Origin of the sequence: Aquimarina sp. AD1 (assembly GCF_003443695.1) — a bacterium.
Classification (GTDB): domain Bacteria; phylum Bacteroidota; class Bacteroidia; order Flavobacteriales; family Flavobacteriaceae; genus Aquimarina; species Aquimarina latercula.
In genome coordinates, this window is the sequence record NZ_CP031966.1 from 2269176 (window position 1) to 2287989 (window position 18814).

Sequence of the window (18814 nt, forward strand, 5' to 3'; positions counted from 1 at the left end):
TAAATCGTGTATTACAAAATTCTTATTGCTTTAAAATAATAAACTCTCCTAATAAAGGATTCAAATGTTTGACAAGCTCCGGAATTAAATTTTCTCCATATTCAAGATACATTTCAGAAAAATTAGTATTTCTTTCCTGTAAACTTTGATTAGGGAATAGCTCATTTTGTATACTTGTTAATCGCTTAACTTGATCACTAAGTTTTAAACGTTGCGCTTTGAGCAATCTTTTTTCTAACATATCTAACCCTTTAAGTTGCTTAATTTCTTGAGCCTTTACCGCATTCAAAAAAGTCACATCTGTTTGATTTGCTAGTTCGTACATTCCTTTAAACTGCTCTTTTAATTGTATTCGTTGTGGATCAAAATTAATATCAATATTAGATATCTGCCTGACTTTGCGATTGATCAATTCATGTTGTTTCAAAAACAACTCTTCATCAGAAACTTCTAGTTTTTTAATTTTCTGCCCTTGTTTTGTTGTTTGCATTAATACAGAATTACGCAATAACAGCATCGGAAATGGTATTTTCACAGTATCAAAATAGTCTTTTAATTCCAACCAATAAGCAAGCTCACCTCCTCCTCCAATATAACAGAGGTTAGGTAAAATCACTTCTTGATACAGTGGTCTCATCATAACATTAGGACTAAATCGCTCCGGGGACTCCGATAGTTCTTTTAACAACTCACTTTTGGTCCAAACAATATCTGTATCATTTACAAAATAACGATTTTCCTTTTCTATGATACGTTCTCTTAAACCTGCAGAAAGATAAAACAGATTAATTTCTCTGGGATTAACTTGTATTTTATACCCCTTAGAAGCTAATTTTTCTGCTTTGAGCATCACATTATTATACGAAACCTGTTCCTCGAGCTCCTTTTCTACATATGGAATAAAGAGACGTTTTAAATCTTTATCATCTCCATCAACAATAACCAACCCGTATTCTGCAAACAATTCATTTGCTAAATACCTAGTAGCATCTGCAAGGTTCTCATGCTTTAAATAAGCTTCTTGGAAAAGAGATTTTAATCGTTCAGCATTTCTTCCCGACCCAATTTCCGAAGAAAACACTTCAAAAACTTTATCCAATCCTTCTGTATCAAAAACCCCTACAGCTCCTCCATCCTTTCGGTTCCATTGTATTTTCTTTCCTTTAAAATTAAAATAATTGATTTCCTCAAAATCATGATCTTCTGTTGCCATCCAATATATAGGAACAAAATCATAGATAGGATACTTCTCTTTTAAAATAGAAGTTAAATTTATTGTCGAGACTATCTTATACAAAAAATATAAAGGACCCGTAAAAAGGTTTAATTGATGACCTGTAGTTACTGTAAAGGTAATATCCTTATCCAACAGATCAATATTATTTTGAGTAGTTTCGGAAATGTCTACTTTGGCATATTGAGTAAGTAATGCAGCTTTAAGAACTTTTCGATTTTCTGCTGAAAACGACTGCTGTTTCTCCAGAATCTGATCTTCAAAATTATCAATCTTAGGATATCTATGATAAAATTCTTTAAGCTCAGGTTTTTCGTCTAAATAATCACAAATAAAAGATGAGAAGTAATTTGTTGATCTAAACGGAATACAGTCACTTGGCATAGGGTCGTCTTTTTTGATCGATAAATATACATTAGATTGTGTTTGTATTTATTATTTTATATTTTTTTTAATAGTCGATCAACTTCCATTACTGACATTAGTTACATAGCGATAACATAAATTTATAAATATAGGTTATCCCAAATCCTAAATTTTAGTTAATACAATTAATATCCTAAATTTAAGGCGGTATTTTACCAAAATTAAAAAATCATCAATGAAAAAATTATTCTTAACCCTATTTATAATTTCTACAAACTGGGTATTCGCACAAAACAATGTTCAAACTCCTGCAGAATTCTTAGGATATGAAATAGGTAGCCAATTTACAAGACATGCAAATGTAGTTAACTACTTTAATCACGTAGCTTCTAACTCAGGATTAGTAACATATCATACTTATGGAAAAACCAACGAAAGAAGACCTCTTACTTATGCGATTATAACAAGTTCAGAGAATCAAAAAAACATTGAAAATATACGAATAGACCATCTAAAAAACACAGGGATTGTAACAGGAACTAGTAATCCAAAAATGGCTATCGTCTGGCTTAGTTATAACGTTCATGGTAATGAAGCTTCTAGTACAGAAGCAGCAATGAAAACCATATATGAATTGATTACCACTAAAAAAGACTGGTTAAATAACACTGTGGTTATTATGGATCCTTGCGTAAATCCTGATGGTAGAGATCGATATGCAAACTGGTACAACCAAACCAAGGCAACACCTTATAACACAGATCAGAATGCCACTGAACATAACGAACCTTGGCCTGGTGGTAGACCAAATCATTATCTTTTCGATCTTAATAGAGATTGGGCCTGGGCTACGCAGGTAGAATCTTATCGTCGTCTAACGGCATATAATAAGTGGATGCCTCACGTTCATGTGGATTTCCATGAACAAGGAATTAACGAACCATATTACTTTGCTCCTGCTGCGGAACCATTTCATGAAATAATAACGCCCTGGCAAAGAGATTTCCAAACACAGATTGGTAAAAATCATGCGAGATACTTTGATGCAGAAGGTTGGTTATTCTTTACCAAAGAACGCTTTGATCTTTTATACCCTAGTTATGGAGATACCTATCCAACATTTATGGGAGCTATTGGTATGACCTACGAGCAAGCTGGACATGGACGTGCTGGATTAGGTATCCAAACGGACGAAGGCTATGTTTTGACACTAAAAGATCGAGCATTACATCACACAACTACTGGTTTATCTACAGTAGAAATTTCTTCAAAAAATGCTGAAAAACTTAATCTAGAATTCAAGAAATTCTTTAACAATACAGGATTAAAATATAAGAGTTACGTACTAAACGGTCAGGCCGATAAAATTAATGCTTTAACCAAACTTTTAGATAAACACGAAATAAAATACGGATATACTAATAGTGCAAAAATATCTGGTTTTAATTTTAGAGAAAATAAACAAGGTAGTATTGATGCAAATGGAGCACTGGTGGTTAGTACAGATCAACCAAAAGGTAAAATGGTAAAAGTATTATTCGAACCTGATGCTAAACTAAGTGAACCTCTTACCTATGATATAACGGCATGGAGCATTCCACATGCATATGGTTTAGATGCAATTGCATCCACCTCATTAATACCTGCCAATGGAACTAAAAAGAACAAACAAATCAACAATACTGCGAATCCTGCAGGAGCAGGGTATATTGTAAAATGGAATAGTTTAAATGATGCTAATTTCTTAGCTGATTTACTCAAAAATAAAATCAGAGTTCGATTTAGTGAAAAGGATTTTGCAAATAATGGTCAAAAATTTAAGAAAGGTAGTCTAATTATAACCAAAAGTGATAATAGAAAAACAATAGATTATGATAAGAAAGTAATCGATATTGCTAACAAACATAGTCGAAAAATATATACTACAGCTTCTAGTTTTGCATCAAGTGGAGTAGACTTTGGTTCTCCAGATGTAAAGCTTATCAATAATCAAAAAATAGCTGTTTTAAAAGGTAATTACACCTCTTCATTAAGCTATGGAGAAATTTGGCATTTCTTTGAACAACAACTAAAATATCCAATAACATCTATTGATACTGATTATTTTAAAAGAGTAGATTTAGACAAGTATGATGTTTTAATACTTCCTAATGGATATTACGGAGGATATTTAGACAAGAGCTCTTTGGATAAATTAAAAGGATGGATTCGTAGTGGAGGAAAAGTTATTGCTATTGCCAATGCAGTTAATGCATTTGCAAACAAAGATGGCTTTGATTTAAAAAGTAATAAAAGTAAAGAAGAAAAGAAAGATTCTTTGGGTAATCTAGTACCTTATGATAAGCGCGAACGTGAACGAGTTAAAGACTTCATTACAGGAAGTATTTACAAAACTCAAGTAGATACTTCGCACCCTTTAGCTTTTGGGTATGAAGACACTTATTTTAGTTTAAAATTAGGTAGTAGTTCTTACCAATTTTTACAAGATGGATATAATGTGGCGTATATGAAAGAACCAACGAGTGTATCTGGTTTTTCTGGTAAGGATGCCTTTAAAGGACTTAAAAACTCCTTAGTTTTTGGTGAAGCTAGAATGGGTAGTGGAAGTATTATTTACATGGTAGACAATCCATTGTTTAGATCTTTCTGGGAAAATGGAAAACTATTTTTTGTTAATGCAATTTTCTTTACTAATAACAACAAGTTTAGACTTTAATTAGTAAGTGAACTAAACAAATTAGTTAGACGACTTACTATATTCTAAACATATAAAAACTCAAAGATGAAAAAAGAATCAAATACTACTACTAGAAGAAAATTCATTAAAGGTTCATCAATACTAGCAGCTGGCATTGCAGCTACCCCATTGATGAGTTTTGCAAATGAGGATTTTCCTATAAACACTGCTGACAACATCTACTTAGTAGGCCCTCAAAAAGGGTATTCACCTCAGATAGGCACTTTATTATCTACCATGACCATGATGAGAGCTTGGGTAATCCGAACAGTAAAAGATCTTACAGTAGAACAATTGGATTTTCAAATTGATGAACAATCTAATTCTATTGGTGCTATGTTATTACATCTAGCAGCCACAGAAAGATACTATCAACTTAACACTTTTGATGAAATTTCTTGGGGCAAATGGGATGATGACATCAAAAAAGAATGGAATATTGCGAGTGGTTTAGGTAAAAAAGGAAGAGAAATAATTAAAGGGAATTCCATTGATTATTACCTAAAAACACTTGAAGAAGTAAGAGAAATAACCCAGAAAGAGTTTGCAAAAAGAGATGATACTTGGATCATGAAATCTGAGCCTTTTTTCAGTAATCAACCCACAAATAATTATGCAAAATGGTTTCATGTTTGTGAGCACGAATCTAACCATCGAGGACAAATGAAGTTTATTATAAAAAGGCTTCCTGCTTAATTAAATAAATGGATAAAAACGTACAGTTACAACCTGAAAAAATAATCGACACAATTTCTTTACTAGAAAAACGTATCGAAGATAGATTTCCTAATTCAGGTTTAAAAAAAGTATGTCATAATTTTCTGCAAATTACACTAGATAGTAAACAAAATATAGATTGGATTTCGAAACCTAATCTATCATTAAGGGTCTTTGCTTATTTGGTAATCCTTATAGGATTAGGAGGATTAATTTATAGCATAACATATGTAGATTTAGAAATAAAAAATACTACTCTCAGCAATATCGTTGCACTGTCAGAAGCTATATTTAATGATATTGTACTAATTGGTGCTGCAATTTTCTTCTTAATTACCCTAGAGTCACGATTAAAAACAAAACGAGCCTTAAAGGCTCTTAATGAACTTAGGGGAATTGCACACGTAATTGATATGCATCAGCTAACTAAAGACCCTAATCTAACTGATTTACCAGAATCTGCAACGGAAAATTCACCAAAAAGAACCTTTACAAGATTCGAACTCCAACGATATTTAGATTATTGTTCTGAGGCTATGGCGCTAGTAGGAAAAGTGGCTGCATTATACTCTCAGAGTTTGCCGGATGAAAATGTGGTACAAGCAGCAAATGAAATCGAAGTACTTACCACTGGATTAAGTAGAAAAATTTGGCAAAAACTTATAATTTTAAACGAATCAACCCCTAAAAATAACAAACAAACGTAAACTCATCAATTATGAAAACAATCAAAATTTTAGCAATACCACTCTTATTTATTGGATGTCTAGTATCCTGTAAAAAAGATACTCCTGTAACTACTGCAGATACGGAGAAGTTATCGGAGACAAAAGAATTCAAAGTTGATTTTGAAAAATTCACCTTAGATAATGGATTACAAGTTATTTTTCATATAGATCGTTCTGATCCTGTAGTAGCAGTTGCGCTAACTGCTCATGTGGGTTCAGCCAGAGAAATTGAAGGAAGAACTGGTTTTGCACATTTATTCGAACATTTGTTATTTCTTGAATCAGAAAATTTAGGTAAAGGAGGACTTGATAAAATGAGTGCCCGCATAGGAGGATCTGGAGCAAATGGTTCTACAAGTAGGGATCGTACAAATTATTTTCAGACTGTGCCTAAAGATGCCTTAGAAAAAATGATCTGGGCAGAAGCAGACAAACTAGGGTTCTTTATCAATACCGTTACCGACCCTGTTTTAGCCAAGGAAAAACAAGTTGTAAAAAATGAAAAACGTCAAAGTGTAGATAACCGTCCTTACGGACATGTATCTTATGTAATAGATAAAAATATGTTTCCAAAAGACCATCCATACAATTGGCAGGTGATAGGATCTTTAGAGGATCTTCAAAATGCCACATTACAAGATGTAAAAGATTTTTACAATAGATGGTACGTACCAAATAATGTAACACTTACTATAGCTGGAGATTTTGACACCTCTCAAGCAAAAGAATGGGTTCATAAATACTTTGATGAAATTAAAAAAGGAGAAGATATCGAACCTCTAAAAAAACGACCTGCATCATTAACTGAAACTAAGAAGTTATACTACGAAGACAATTTTGCTAGACTTCCTCAACTAACAATGACATGGCCTGCAGTACACCAATACCATCCAGATTCTTATGCGTTGGATGTATTATCAAGTTATCTATCAGAAGGAAAAAAAGCTCCTTTCAATAAAGTTATCGTAGAAGATAAACAACTAGCACCTAATGTTACTATGTTTCATTATGGATCCGAATTAGCTGGCCAATTTCGACTAATCGTAAGAGGATTCGAAAAAGTAGATCTAAATGAAGTGGATAAAGCAGTACAAGAATCTTTTACCAAGTTCGAAACAGAAGGTATTTCTCAGGAGGATCTTGACAGAATAAAAGCAGGTTTAGAAACTAATTTTTACAATAGTCTATCCAGTGTATTAGGTAAAGGATTTCAACTAGCGCAATATGAGATTTTTGCTGGGGACCCAGATTTTATAAACCAAGATATCAAAAACATACTTGCGGTGACTACAGATGATATCAAGCGAGTATATAATCAATATATAAAAGGAAAGCATTACGTAGCTACCAGTTTTGTTCCCATTGGACAAACAGATTTAATTTTAAACAACTCTACATTAGCTGAAGTTGTAGAGGAAAAAATTGTAGAAGGGACAGAAGAAAATTTTGATGCTAGTATAGTTGCTACTTACGATAAAACACCTTCTAATTTTGATCGATCAGTAGAACCAGCATATGGAGATACCCCAAAAGTGACCGTTCCAGAAGTATGGGAAGATAATCTTACCTCGGGTATAAAAGTTTATGGAATTGAAAATAACGAAGTCCCTTTAGTGCAGTTTAGGATGAATATTAGAGGCGGTTTATTATTAGAAAAATCTAATAAAGTTGGTGTTTCTAATCTCTTAGCAGAGTTATTGACTAAAGGTACAAAAAACAAAACTGCCGAAGAATTAGAAAATGCTATAGAAAGTCTTGGTGCAATATTAAATGTTTATGCAACAGACGAAAGTATTGTTATCAGTGGAAGTACACTCTCCAAAAATTATGATAAAACGGTTACATTGATTAAAGAGATTCTATTAGAACCTAGATGGGACGAAAAAGAATTTGGACTAATAAAGCAAAGCGTTACCAGCCAAATACAACAGCAAAAAGCAAGTCCTCGTAGTATCGCTGGAAATGAATATGCCAAGTTAATTTATGGAGAAGACCATATACTTTCGCATAATAATTTGGGAACAGAAGGTTCTGTAAAAGAAATTACTATAAAAGATCTTAAACAATATTATAATAATAATCTTTCACCATCTGTAACCAAATTACATATTGCTGGTAATATCTCTAAAGAACAAGTAACCACTTCTCTTACCGAACTTAATAAAAATTGGGTTCCAAAAGATGTGAGATTCCCAGAGCTTAAAGCTCCAACTTCTCCAGAAAGATCTAAAGTGTATTTTTATGACGTTCCAGGCGCTAAGCAATCTATGTTACGTTTTGGATATCGTGCAATGCCAGCTACAGATAAAGATTATTATCCCGTAAGTATTATGAACTATCGATTAGGTGGAGGGGGATTTGCATCCCAACTTACGCAACAACTAAGAGAAGGGAAAGGATACACATATGGTATTCGATCAGGTTTTTCTGGAACACCTACGTTAGGTTCTTTTGTTATTTCTAGTGGGGTACGATCTAATGTTACGTATGAATCTACTAGTTTGGTAAAAGAAATTTTAGAAAATTACGGGAAAAATTATAACGATGATGACCTTGAAATCACAAAAAGTTCTTTGATTAAAAGTAATGCCAGAGCTTCTGAAACCTTAGGAGCTAAATTAAACATACTAACTAATATAAGTACACTACAATATCCTAATGATTATATTACACAACGAGAAGAAGTCGTAAATAATATGACAGTTGAGGAGGTTAAAAAACTAGCCAATCAATACCTCAATCCAAATAAAATGATATATCTAGTAGTGGGAGATGCCAAAACTCAAATGAAAAAACTAGAACAACTCGGATTCGGTACACCAATACTACTTAATAAAGAAAACGAAATTGTAAAAGATTAATATTGAATTTTAAAAAATAATTAAAGTGATTATTAGATTAGCAGAAATTAATCTTAAAACCTAATTTGGAGAATATCGTGAAATTTTGTTTTATGATGTAGAATGTAACTGTCGTGAACAAATGGAAATTTCACAACAAATAATTCGAAAAAAAGGAACAGGATTTAAAAAAGATGCTAGGAACTTTTCTCCATCTGAAAAAACTCTAACTAATCATGGAGTTACTTCTATAACGATTTTAATTAAGAATCCTAAAAAAGTAGCTAAGCCAAGTAGACTAGGTATATACTACCACAGATATACAAGCTACCGTTGTATAGGCATAGTATCCTTAAATAATAAAGAAGATTTACATATGAATCAAGTATTATGAAAATAACTAATTTTTATGGAAATCTTCTTTATCAAACTGATTCTTACCCTTTAATCAGAGATCATTTAGATAAAATAGTGAACAGAATGTTAGAGGGTATGTTAGAAAACCAAGATGTGATCTTCCATGAAATAAATAATTACCACCCAGATTATTTAGGGATACCCATAGAAAAATTAAAAAAACTTAACCTGGCTATTGATGATTGTAGAACCACTATAGCAAATGAATATGGTTTTAAAAATTGGAACGAAGTAGAAAAATTAAAAGATTCTTATGATCAAAACTTTGAAAAAGCTGTCAATTTATTAATTAACGGTGATTTTACAGAATTAAAAAGGCTTGTCACTAGCTATCCCGATTTAGTAACAAAAACATCAAAATACGGACACAAAGCTACATTATTAATTTATACAGCTAGTAATGGTGTAGAAATGTGGAGACAAAAAGCTCCCAAAAACCTTCCAGAAATCACACAATTTTTAATTGATCGAGGTGCTGACATAAATGCTACTATATTTATATATGGAGGTTATTTTAATACTGCTGACCTATTAGCTACAAGTTCACATCCATTTGAAGCAGGAATCGGGGCAGAAATGATGAAAATTTTAAAATCAGAATCATAAAAAACAACCATCAAATAACATACATAATGATCGAATTTGAAATGATTATGTATAAATAGTACGCTTTCTTAAGTTTTAGAATTATCAACTATACAAAAAGAGGGAATTTACACATATAATAGTTTTAATGATGTTCGATTTTTTTGAAATATTATTATTAAAATAGTCTAAATAATAAATATAATTCAATTTTATATTAATTTTAGGCTTCAATATTACCATATTGTTAATTTAATCATTTTTATACTTTTATCACATTCTCAATACAAACAGCTAAAAACTAAGTATAATTTATAGATTCATTTCAATACCATATTAAATATTGATTTTTTTCCCTTTTTTATTAAAGACTAAACACTGTGTTTTTCTTCAAAAGCCCGTAAACAAAGGGGTGTTAAGATAATTTTATGATTTGCATTCAGTTTTTTGAATACATTTGCACTCGATTTTGAAAAAGTAGAACAAAACATAATTAATTTTTACTAAAATGATCAAAAAAATCCCATTTCTGTTTATGCTAGTTATTGCACTTGCATCTTGTGAAAAATCTTCTGTTGAAGAAGAAACATTTAGTGAAGAAAATGATAAACCTGAAATCGTACATATCCACGAAGAGGATAACCACGGATTAGGAGACTAAAAATAAAATACCTCAAAATAAAATTTAAATAATAAAACAAATCAAAATGAAAAAATTTACATTCTTATTAGTATTCGCATTAGCTACAACATTCGTTTCTTGTGAAAACGAAACAATCGAAAGTCAAGTTTTCAATGAAGAAGAAAACGATAACAATAACACAGATGATGAAAACACTGATGGTGATATTATTATCGGTGGTAATAACTAGTCACGTTACACATCTTTTTTGATAAAAATTAAAAAAGACACAATATTTATTAAAAAGGGAAAGCTCATCTAAGCTTTCCCTTTTTAATTATAAATATTTCACCCATATACTATCTAAATAGTTAAAAAACTATTAATTATAAATTATTCTATTTATGATTAATTAAAGTTCTAATATAGAGTCGTATATTAAAACAAAAAAAGTACTATCTAGGATTAACAAATGACTTCTATTAAGACGTATAAACTTACTGATGAAATAGATAACCACATAATGTTTGACATCAAAAAAATGGAAGACATTTATGATAAAACAGCTGGTAAAGTAGATTTACCTCATAGACATGATTTTTATATTATCATTTTAGTTTCTAAAGCTAAAGGTATACATATTATAGACTTCAACGAATTTACTCTAAAAGATCAACAAGCCTTTTTTATAAGTCCAGGGCAAGTCCATCAAATCAAAGAAGAACAAAAATCTTATGGTTGGGTAATTACATTTTCCAGACAATTTCTGGTAAAAAATAATATCGATTATCGATTTATAGAGGATATTAATCTTTTTCAGGATTATGGCTATACTCCTCCACTTCCCTTAAATGAAAAACAATTAGCACAATTAAGCTTTTACAGTTCAGAAATCTTCGAAACACATCATTCTAATTCTAAGTTTAGATTAGAAGCGATAGGAGCGTTCGTAAAACTTTTTTTGATTTATAGTAACAACGTTTGTGATATTCATCCGAAAGATCCGCAACAATTACAAGCGGGATCTATGATACTTAAAGAATATAAAAACTTAGTGGAGCAACGTTTTTTCGAATGGCACAAAGTACATCAATATGCTAACGCATTGCACGTTACTCCGGATCACCTAAACAGAACTATAAAATCACTTATAGGCAAAACTGCAAAGGAATATTTACAATCTCGAATTATTATTGCTGCAAAAAGGTTATTAAGTTTTTCTGACAAAACAACTAAAGAGATTGGATATAATCTTGGATTTAGTGAACCAGCTAATTTTAGTAATTTTTTCAAAAAATGTACAAATATTACTCCTTCAAACTTTAGACAAAAAAACTAAAGATCGGATTTTTATAATATTCCTCCGCATTCTCATATTTTAAATCATAATTCAAAACTTGACCTTTGTAAAAGAATTATAAAGAAAGGATATATTATGAAAACGATCATGCATAAATCAGACACAAGAGGAATAGCAAATTTTGGCTGGTTAAATTCTCATCACTCTTTTAGTTTTGGAAATTATTATAATCCAGAAAGAATGAATTTTGGTACGCTTAGGGTTCTTAATGATGATACAGTTTCTGGAGGAATGGGGTTTGGTAAACATCCACATGACAATATGGAAATTATCTCTATACCTCTTGAAGGTGATCTAGAGCACAAGGACAGCATGGGGAACACCACTGTAATCAAAGAAGGTGATATTCAAGTAATGAGTGCGGGTACCGGTGTATTTCATAGCGAATACAATAAAAACCCTGACAAGAAAGTAAAGTTTTTACAAATATGGGTGACTCCAAACCAAAAAAATGTAACTCCTAGATATGATCAAATTACCATTGATCAAGAAAAAATAAAAAATAACTTACATCAAATATTATCACCTAATAAAGAAGACGATGGTGTATGGATTTATCAAAATACTTGGTTTCATATTGGCAATTTAGAAAAAGATAGTACACATACGTATACATTAAAAAACAAAGACAATGGCGTATACGTTTTTATACTAGAAGGAAACATTTCTATAGAAGGAACAATATTAGATAAAAGAGATGGATTAGGAATCTGGGATATAGAACAACTTCAAATTAGACCAAACGAATCTTCTAAAATATTAATAATGGAAGTCCCTATCACACAATAAAACAATAAATTATGAAATTATTAGAAAACCTAAATTGGCGGTACGCTACCAAAAAATTTGATCCAAAGAAGACAATATCGGGGTCCGATCTTGAAAAGATCAAAGAAGCAATTTCTCTTTCAGCATCATCTTACGGTTTACAAGCATATAAGGTATTGATTATAACGAATCCAGAAATTCGACAAAAATTACAGCCGAAATCATGGGGGCAAACACAAGTTGTAGACGCATCACATTTAATTGTATTTTGTAACTATACAACTGTAAATGAAAAAGTAATCGATGATTATCTAAAGTTGAAAGCTGATACACAAAATTTAAACTTGGGTAACCTAAAAGGGTATGGTGACTTTATGAAATCTAAAATTACGGAATTACCTAGTGAAATCTTGAAAGCTTGGACTGCAAAACAGACCTATATTGGATTAGGAAACTTACTAGCTGCCTGTGCAGAACTTAAAATTGATGCCTGTCCGATGGAAGGTTTTGAACCCGAAGCATATGATGAGATATTAGGTTTATCCGAAAAAGGACTTTCTGCGGCAGTTATTGCCACAATTGGATACCGTTCGGAAGAAGATCCAACTCAACATGATAAAAAAGTACGTAAACCTTTACATGAATTATTTGAAACTATTTAATATATAAAACCAACATAGTGATAGGGGTCTGAAATTGAAATAATCGGACCTCTATTAATATTTTAAGAAATCTATCTATCTCCAAACAGGACAAAACCGTAATTAATACATTATAACTAGAATATTCATCTTTTTAATACAAAAATCTCAAAACAACCTAATATTTAAGACCCAATATTATCAAATTGTTAAGTTTAAAGTTTTTTTTACAGAAAACAACAATGAACTTAATTCAATAAAAACCTAAAAAAAATACATTCCAATAATAGTTTTTTTTATTATACTAATGATATCTTACCCCTTGCCTTTACTACGTTACGAAAATCTCAAGTTATCATTTACCTCAATTATATTACTATAATGAACATCATCAGAAATTAAGAATTTCGTATCTCTTTTTTAAATACTTTTGCGCCCGAATAAAATTAAATTTAAAATACAGCGTTAACTATAAAACTTTGTCCCTTAATAAAATAAAGAAATAAAGTTCTCTCATAATTAGAATTAGCCAAAAAATCTAAAGAGTATTACGCGACAAAATCGAGGATCATTAAAATCCTCGATTTTTTTGTTTTAAACTGTAATTTGTTTGAACCATCTAAAAACCTATAGAGTCCAATATTCTATTTTTTTATATAACAATATGAAACCTGCAGTGAGTGCACCTAGGTGAAAAGAAAATTAATAACAATAATAACCGGATAAACAATATTTGATTAACCATTCATACTAACAAAACCCTAATTACAATATAGAATCAGATTAAAGAATAGCATTTTAGGAAGTTAATTAAACAACTTCCCCATATAAATCAAAATCTTCTGCTTCATATATCTTAACGGTTGTGTATTCTCCTGTTTTTAGATAAAACTTAGAAGCATCTATTAAAACCTCATTATCAACATCTGGAGAATCAAACTCAGTTCTACCAACAAAGTATTGTCCTTCTTTACGGTCAATAACAACCTTAAATTCTTGTCCTATCTTCTGTTGATTCAATTCCCAAGAGATTTGTGATTGTATTTCCATTATCTCATTGGCACGGTCCATTTTTACTTCCTCTGGTACATCATCTTCCAGGTTAAAAGCATGTGTGTTTTCTTCGTGAGAATATGTAAAACAACCTAAACGCTCAAAACGCATTTCTTTCACCCAATCTCTTAACGTCTCAAAATCCTCTTGTGTCTCTCCAGGATATCCGACAATCAATGTAGTACGAATTGTCATTTCCGGCACAGCCGCTCTAAATTCTTTTAAAAGCTTTGTAGTTTTAGCTTTTGTAGTTCCTCTTCGCATAGATTTAAGAACTGGATCCGCTATATGTTGTAATGGAATATCAATATAATTACAGATTTTGGGTTCCTTTCGCATTACTTCTAACACTTCCATTGGAAATCCGGTAGGAAATGCATAATGCAATCGAATCCATTCTATACCATCAACCTTTACCAATTCGCGAAGTAAATCTGCTAACTTTCTTTCCTTATATAAATCTAACCCATAATATGTTAAATCCTGGGCGATTAAAACCAATTCTTTTACTCCATCTGCAGCCAACTTCTCTGCCTCCGTAACCAATTCTTCAATAGGAGTAGATTTATGTTTACCTCGCATCAACGGAATAGCACAAAAAGAACAAGGACGGTCACATCCTTCTGCTATTTTTAAATACGCATAATTCTTAGGAGTTGTTGTTAATCTCTCCCCAATAAGTTCATGCTTATAGTCTGCTCCTAAAGCCTTTAACAAACCTGGTAGTTCTGTAGTACCAAAATATTGATCTACATCTGGAATTTCCTTTTGTAAATCAGGCTTATATCTTTCGGATAAACAACCTGTAACAAAAACTTTATCTACAACACCTTGATCTTTTTTCTGTACGTACTCTAAAATAGTATTAACAGATTCCTCTTTAGCATTTGCTATAAAACCACAAGTGTTAATTACAACAACATTTCCTTCTTCTTCATGAACCACTTCTTTGTTATTGGCCTTTAGTTGTCCCATAAGAACCTCACTATCATACACATTCTTGCTACAACCTAATGTAACTACATTAATCTTATTCTTTTTTAAAGTCTTTGTTCTCATATCATTTGAATAAAGGTGTGCAAAGATACAATGAATAACCAAAGTTTTAGTACATAATTCTTAATAAGTCAATCAAGTAAAAAAAAGTAAATTAAACCTTTTGTATATTGTGTAGTCTAAAATTCATACCCCCCAACTATGAAAACTAAAACGATTCCCTTTCTATTCCTTTTATTAAGCACTATGCTTTCTTGTTCTGATGAAACCGAAGAAGTAATTTCCGAAGAACCAAATCCAAATCAAGATGAGTTATATTTTCCACCTATTAACTCTGAAGAATGGGAAAATACTTCAATTCTAGATTTAGAATGGAATATCAATGCAGAACAACCTCTTTATGATTTTCTTGAAGAAAAAAACACTAAAGCATTTATAATTCTTAAAAACGGAAAAATTGTAATCGAAAAATACTTTAATGGAGCCGCATCCTCAGATAATAATCCTTGGTACTCGGCCGGAAAAACATTGACTGCATTTACAATCGGAGTTGCACAACAAGACGATTTATTAAGTATTAATGAACCTTCTAACACATATTTAGGAACTCAATGGGCAAATCTAACCGCTTCTCAGGAACAGTCTATTACGATAAAAAATCACCTAACCATGACAACTGGTTTAGATTATACTGTTTCTAATCAAAACTGTACTGATTTTGAATGTTTAACATACCTTAATCAACCAGGTAATTTCTGGTATTATCATAATGCAACATATACCCTTCTTACTGATATCATAGCTCAAGCTACAAATACAGACTATAACACCTACTTTAACAACTCGGTGAAAAATAAAATTGGAATGAATGGCAGCTGGATTCGTCTAGGTTTTGCTCATATATACTACAGTACAGCAAGAAGCATGGCTCGATTTGGTCTGTTAAACCTTAACAAAGGAACTTGGGGTGACAACCAGATCCTTACTGATCAAAGCTATTTTACCGAAATGACCACTACTTCTCAAAATCTTAATGAATCTTATGGATATTTATGGTGGTTGAATGGTAAATCAAGTTTTAGAGCTCCAGCTTTCGAAAATCAATTCCCAGGAGAATTAATACCAGATGCACCCGATGACCTTATTGCAGGTTTAGGTAAAGATGATCAAAAACTATATGTAGTTCCTAGTCAGAATTTGGTAATTGTAAGAATGGGAAATGATTCTGGAGAATCATTATTAGGGCCATCAAGTTTCGATAATGATCTATGGATTAAAATTAATGAACTGATTAATTAATTATACTTTAATGGTGCTCGACGTTCTTTTGAAATTCGTTCATAAGCAAATGCCAATGCTAACAATTTATTTTCAGAAAATGACTTTGCAATAAAAGTCAAACTCTTAGGTTCTCCTTTATCCGTATAGCCCATCGGAACTGTTACGGCTGGATATTTGGCAACAGCAGCGTATCCAGCGTGATAATTATTTATGGATAAAATAGCATCCAAATTATGTTTATCTAGATGAGTATCAAAATAATTTCTAGACACACTCTTTAAATTTTCCTTGATCGTTTTCAATTCTTTTGTTGTCGTACTATCACTCATTATTCCTTCTAACAATGCTTGACCGTATGGCATTCTTATCAATGAGTCTTGCTGATTAAATGTAATAATATCTTCAATAGTTTTTATGGCGATACTATCACTTGCATAATTAGCTATATATTGAGGGAGATCGTGTTTCATATCGATATTTAAAATTGTCAAAAAACCAGGAAGATCAGTATTTTTAGGCTCTAACTCAAATATTTCTGCTCCTGAATTTTTAATATTTTTCACCGCTCCGGCATAGAGTGAATCTTTAAGATATGCTTTCAAGACGCCAAACTTTTTTCCTACTAAGTTGGTATTTGTAATTTCGGATAATGAAACTGTTTTTACCTGAACAGAGGCACTATCTGAAGTATCCTTACCCAAAAATGCATTATATAAAATTGCGTTATCAATCACTGATTTTGTCATAGGCCCTGGAGTATCTAACGTACTGGAAATAGGTACAATTCCACTTCTACTAAAAACTCCAATAGTAGGTTTTAATCCTACTACAGAGTTCTGACTCGAGGGAGACAATATAGAACCACTTGTTTCTGTCCCAATAGCTGCTACACAAAAATTCGCAGCAACAACGGCACCACTACCAGAACTAGATCCTCCGCTTTCGAAAACCATTCTTCCATACGGATTCATTGTTTGTCCACCAACTGCGCTATACTCTACCGGACATCCAGAACAGAAAAAATAAGCCCACTCACTTAGATTTGTCTTCCCTAGTAATAAAGCCTTTTTTTCTAATAAACGATTAGTAATAAAAGCATTTTCAGCATTATTGTTTTGTAAAACAATAGCACCCGCGGTCGTAGGCATCCCTTTGGCATTGATATTATCCTTAAGCAAAATTGGTATACCATAAACAGAGTGGATATCTATATTAGATTTATCATTTTTATCAAACTCCCTTGCTTGCTTAACTACCAGAGGATTTAGAGCAATAATACTATTGAGGGAAAGCTTATTGTCACTTTCATATTTTCTAATGCGATACAAATAAAAAAGTACCAATTTCTCATAGGTAAGCTCTCCTTGTTTTATACTTGTTTGCAAAGAAGAAATATCCTTTTCTAAAATGAGAGGTTTTAATGTATTATAATCTTCTTCAGAAAAATAATCCAATTCAGACTCTAACGATTTCCAAATCTTATTTTTATCTAAAACTTTAGAGTTTACAAGTTTTAAATGCATTCTTGATTGCTCTAAATCAAGTGTTGCTTTTAAATCTTCCAATTCATCATAGGGCTTCCATGTTACTCTATGTTGTTTTGCAATTAATTCCGGTGTAGTTTCTTTTTTACAAGAAGAAAAAAGAGAAATTGTGATAAGAACACTTATTATTCTATACATCATGAGTTTGTGTGTTTACAGAAATATCCATTCAAAACAACAAAAAGGGACATTGCAATCTACGACAATATCCCTTTTAACTATTTTGTAACACAGTAATCTTTCTATGTAATAAAACTAACTAATATTTATAAATGAAAAATCAACAATTATATTATAAAAGTAAGTTTAACCACATTTGAAATTATAATAAAACACGATATCCCTAATGTCATTTATTGTGTACGTACCTTCCTCTATTTTAGCAACTATCTCTTTACAATCAGCAAAAAAAGACATAGATGTTTCTCTGAAATTTTTGAAAAACTCTGATCCATAAGATATATCAATTACATCTTCCTCTGCTTTGGAAATATAAAAATTCTCTATTTCTGTACGAGTAGTTTGTGGCACGCCATTATCATTAGCAAAGACTCCTGCATTTGCACCATTGCTATACTTTATATCGTATCCTTTGGTAACAACTCTATAAAGCATAATTTTCCCATCACTCACTAATTGTAACGGTTTAAAAGTATCAGTTTCTTTAATTTTTTTATAGTAAAAATGATATCTTCCACTGCCGGGTTTGGTTAGTGTAATTTTATGAAGATCTTCCCAATTATATATGATTGCCTTATTTTTTTTAGTTTCCTTAAATTTTATTCTATCCTTACCTTTGAATTTTGCAAAACCAATTAGTTCAGAACCATCTTTAAAATAAAGTTTTGCTTCCGTTTTTTGTGCGCTTAAAACGTTAATGGACAAGAAAAGTATTAGGAACTGGAGTATTCTTCTTTTAGTCATT

At 31.5% G+C, this 18814-nt stretch carries 16 protein-coding genes; 12 read left to right on the forward strand and 4 right to left on the reverse strand.

Annotated features, from left to right (window positions below; translation table 11 throughout):
• Positions 1 to 22: 22 nt before the first annotated feature.
• Positions 23 to 1618: a bacillithiol biosynthesis cysteine-adding enzyme BshC gene (gene bshC / locus D1815_RS10105; RefSeq protein ID WP_118386813.1), complete on the reverse strand. Its 1596-nt coding sequence runs from the start codon at positions 1616 to 1618 to the stop codon at positions 23 to 25.
• Positions 1619 to 1835: 217 nt separating this feature from the next.
• On the opposite strand from bshC, the gene D1815_RS10110 reads away from it, so the two are divergent.
• The 11 genes from D1815_RS10110 to D1815_RS10150 all read left to right on the forward strand — a co-directional run bounded on the left by D1815_RS10110 (position 1836) and on the right by D1815_RS10150 (position 13036).
• Complete coding sequence (locus D1815_RS10110; RefSeq protein ID WP_118386814.1) at positions 1836 to 4316, forward strand: M14 family metallopeptidase; 2481 nt, start codon at positions 1836 to 1838, stop codon at positions 4314 to 4316.
• Between the two features lie 66 nt (positions 4317 to 4382).
• The gene (locus D1815_RS10115) at positions 4383 to 5033 is read left to right on the forward strand and encodes a DinB family protein (RefSeq protein WP_118386815.1); all 651 of its coding nucleotides are present in this window, start codon (positions 4383 to 4385) and stop codon (positions 5031 to 5033) included.
• Between the two features lie 8 nt (positions 5034 to 5041).
• Entirely contained in the window at positions 5042 to 5761 is a 720-nt protein-coding gene (locus D1815_RS10120) for a hypothetical protein (protein ID WP_027395533.1), read from the forward strand.
• Between the two features lie 11 nt (positions 5762 to 5772).
• Entirely contained in the window at positions 5773 to 8643 is a 2871-nt protein-coding gene (locus D1815_RS10125; protein ID WP_118386816.1) for a pitrilysin family protein, read from the forward strand.
• A 121-nt stretch (positions 8644 to 8764) separates the two neighbouring features.
• Positions 8765 to 9016, forward strand: a complete 252-nt coding sequence (locus D1815_RS23825; protein ID WP_027395531.1) for a hypothetical protein — start codon at positions 8765 to 8767, stop codon at positions 9014 to 9016.
• Positions 9013 to 9645 carry a hypothetical protein gene (locus D1815_RS10135; protein ID WP_118386817.1) on the forward strand — a complete coding sequence of 211 codons (633 nt, stop codon included), beginning with the start codon at positions 9013 to 9015 and terminating at the stop codon, positions 9643 to 9645. The genes D1815_RS23825 and D1815_RS10135 overlap by 4 nt, the downstream gene beginning before the upstream one ends.
• Positions 9646 to 10132: 487 nt before the next feature.
• Positions 10133 to 10285, forward strand: a complete 153-nt coding sequence (locus tag D1815_RS23615; RefSeq protein ID WP_155839786.1) for a hypothetical protein — start codon at positions 10133 to 10135, stop codon at positions 10283 to 10285.
• A gap of 46 nt (positions 10286 to 10331) precedes the next feature.
• Positions 10332 to 10496 (forward strand): hypothetical protein, encoded by a 165-nt coding sequence (locus D1815_RS23620; RefSeq protein WP_155839785.1) that lies wholly within the window; start codon positions 10332 to 10334, stop codon positions 10494 to 10496.
• 222 nt (positions 10497 to 10718) lie between these two features.
• On the forward strand, positions 10719 to 11585 hold the full coding sequence (locus tag D1815_RS10140; protein ID WP_118386818.1) for an AraC family transcriptional regulator: 867 nt from the start codon (positions 10719 to 10721) through the stop codon (positions 11583 to 11585).
• Positions 11586 to 11681: 96 nt separating this feature from the next.
• Complete coding sequence (locus tag D1815_RS10145; RefSeq protein WP_118386819.1) at positions 11682 to 12395, forward strand: pirin family protein; 714 nt, start codon at positions 11682 to 11684, stop codon at positions 12393 to 12395.
• Positions 12396 to 12406: 11 nt separating this feature from the next.
• Positions 12407 to 13036, forward strand: a complete 630-nt coding sequence (locus D1815_RS10150; RefSeq protein ID WP_118386820.1) for an NAD(P)H-dependent oxidoreductase — start codon at positions 12407 to 12409, stop codon at positions 13034 to 13036.
• A gap of 789 nt (positions 13037 to 13825) precedes the next feature.
• Here D1815_RS10150 and rimO read toward each other — a convergent pair.
• Positions 13826 to 15127 (reverse strand): 30S ribosomal protein S12 methylthiotransferase RimO, encoded by a 1302-nt coding sequence (gene rimO / locus D1815_RS10155; RefSeq protein WP_027395526.1) that lies wholly within the window; start codon positions 15125 to 15127, stop codon positions 13826 to 13828.
• Positions 15128 to 15265: 138 nt separating this feature from the next.
• On the opposite strand from rimO, the gene D1815_RS10160 reads away from it, so the two are divergent.
• Positions 15266 to 16363, forward strand: coding sequence for a serine hydrolase (locus tag D1815_RS10160; RefSeq protein ID WP_118386821.1), 1098 nt, complete (start codon positions 15266 to 15268; stop codon positions 16361 to 16363).
• Here D1815_RS10160 and D1815_RS10165 read toward each other — a convergent pair.
• Together D1815_RS10165 and D1815_RS10170 are read right to left on the reverse strand one after the other, a co-directional pair.
• Positions 16360 to 18030, reverse strand: coding sequence for an amidase family protein (locus D1815_RS10165; protein WP_240337551.1), 1671 nt, complete (start codon positions 18028 to 18030; stop codon positions 16360 to 16362). The two genes, D1815_RS10160 and D1815_RS10165, sit on opposite strands and share 4 nt — an antisense overlap.
• A 165-nt stretch (positions 18031 to 18195) precedes the next feature.
• Positions 18196 to 18813: a hypothetical protein gene (locus D1815_RS10170; protein WP_120650660.1), complete on the reverse strand. Its 618-nt coding sequence runs from the start codon at positions 18811 to 18813 to the stop codon at positions 18196 to 18198.
• Position 18814: the final 1 nt, after the last annotated feature.

Bases quoted from the DNA above. Each gene is read 5' to 3' on its own strand.
- D1815_RS10115 (WP_118386815.1), top strand. From the start codon at position 4,383: ATGAAAAAAGAATCAAATACTACTACTAGAAGAAAATTCATTAAAGGT.
- bshC (WP_118386813.1), bottom strand. From the start codon at position 1,618: ATGCCAAGTGACTGTATTCCGTTTAGATCAACAAATTACTTCTCATCT.
- D1815_RS10165 (WP_240337551.1), bottom strand. From the start codon at position 18,030: ATGATGTATAGAATAATAAGTGTTCTTATCACAATTTCTCTTTTTTCT.
- D1815_RS23825 (WP_027395531.1), top strand. From the start codon at position 8,765: ATGGAAATTTCACAACAAATAATTCGAAAAAAAGGAACAGGATTTAAA.
- D1815_RS10160 (WP_118386821.1), top strand. From the start codon at position 15,266: ATGAAAACTAAAACGATTCCCTTTCTATTCCTTTTATTAAGCACTATG.
- D1815_RS10145 (WP_118386819.1), top strand. From the start codon at position 11,682: ATGAAAACGATCATGCATAAATCAGACACAAGAGGAATAGCAAATTTT.
- D1815_RS10135 (WP_118386817.1), top strand. From the start codon at position 9,013: ATGAAAATAACTAATTTTTATGGAAATCTTCTTTATCAAACTGATTCT.
- D1815_RS10110 (WP_118386814.1), top strand. From the start codon at position 1,836: ATGAAAAAATTATTCTTAACCCTATTTATAATTTCTACAAACTGGGTA.
- D1815_RS10125 (WP_118386816.1), top strand. From the start codon at position 5,773: ATGAAAACAATCAAAATTTTAGCAATACCACTCTTATTTATTGGATGT.
- D1815_RS23620 (WP_155839785.1), top strand. From the start codon at position 10,332: ATGAAAAAATTTACATTCTTATTAGTATTCGCATTAGCTACAACATTC.
- D1815_RS10140 (WP_118386818.1), top strand. From the start codon at position 10,719: ATGACTTCTATTAAGACGTATAAACTTACTGATGAAATAGATAACCAC.
- D1815_RS10120 (WP_027395533.1), top strand. From the start codon at position 5,042: ATGGATAAAAACGTACAGTTACAACCTGAAAAAATAATCGACACAATT.
- rimO (WP_027395526.1), bottom strand. From the start codon at position 15,127: ATGAGAACAAAGACTTTAAAAAAGAATAAGATTAATGTAGTTACATTA.
- D1815_RS10150 (WP_118386820.1), top strand. From the start codon at position 12,407: ATGAAATTATTAGAAAACCTAAATTGGCGGTACGCTACCAAAAAATTT.
- D1815_RS23615 (WP_155839786.1), top strand. From the start codon at position 10,133: ATGATCAAAAAAATCCCATTTCTGTTTATGCTAGTTATTGCACTTGCA.
- D1815_RS10170 (WP_120650660.1), bottom strand. From the start codon at position 18,813: ATGACTAAAAGAAGAATACTCCAGTTCCTAATACTTTTCTTGTCCATT.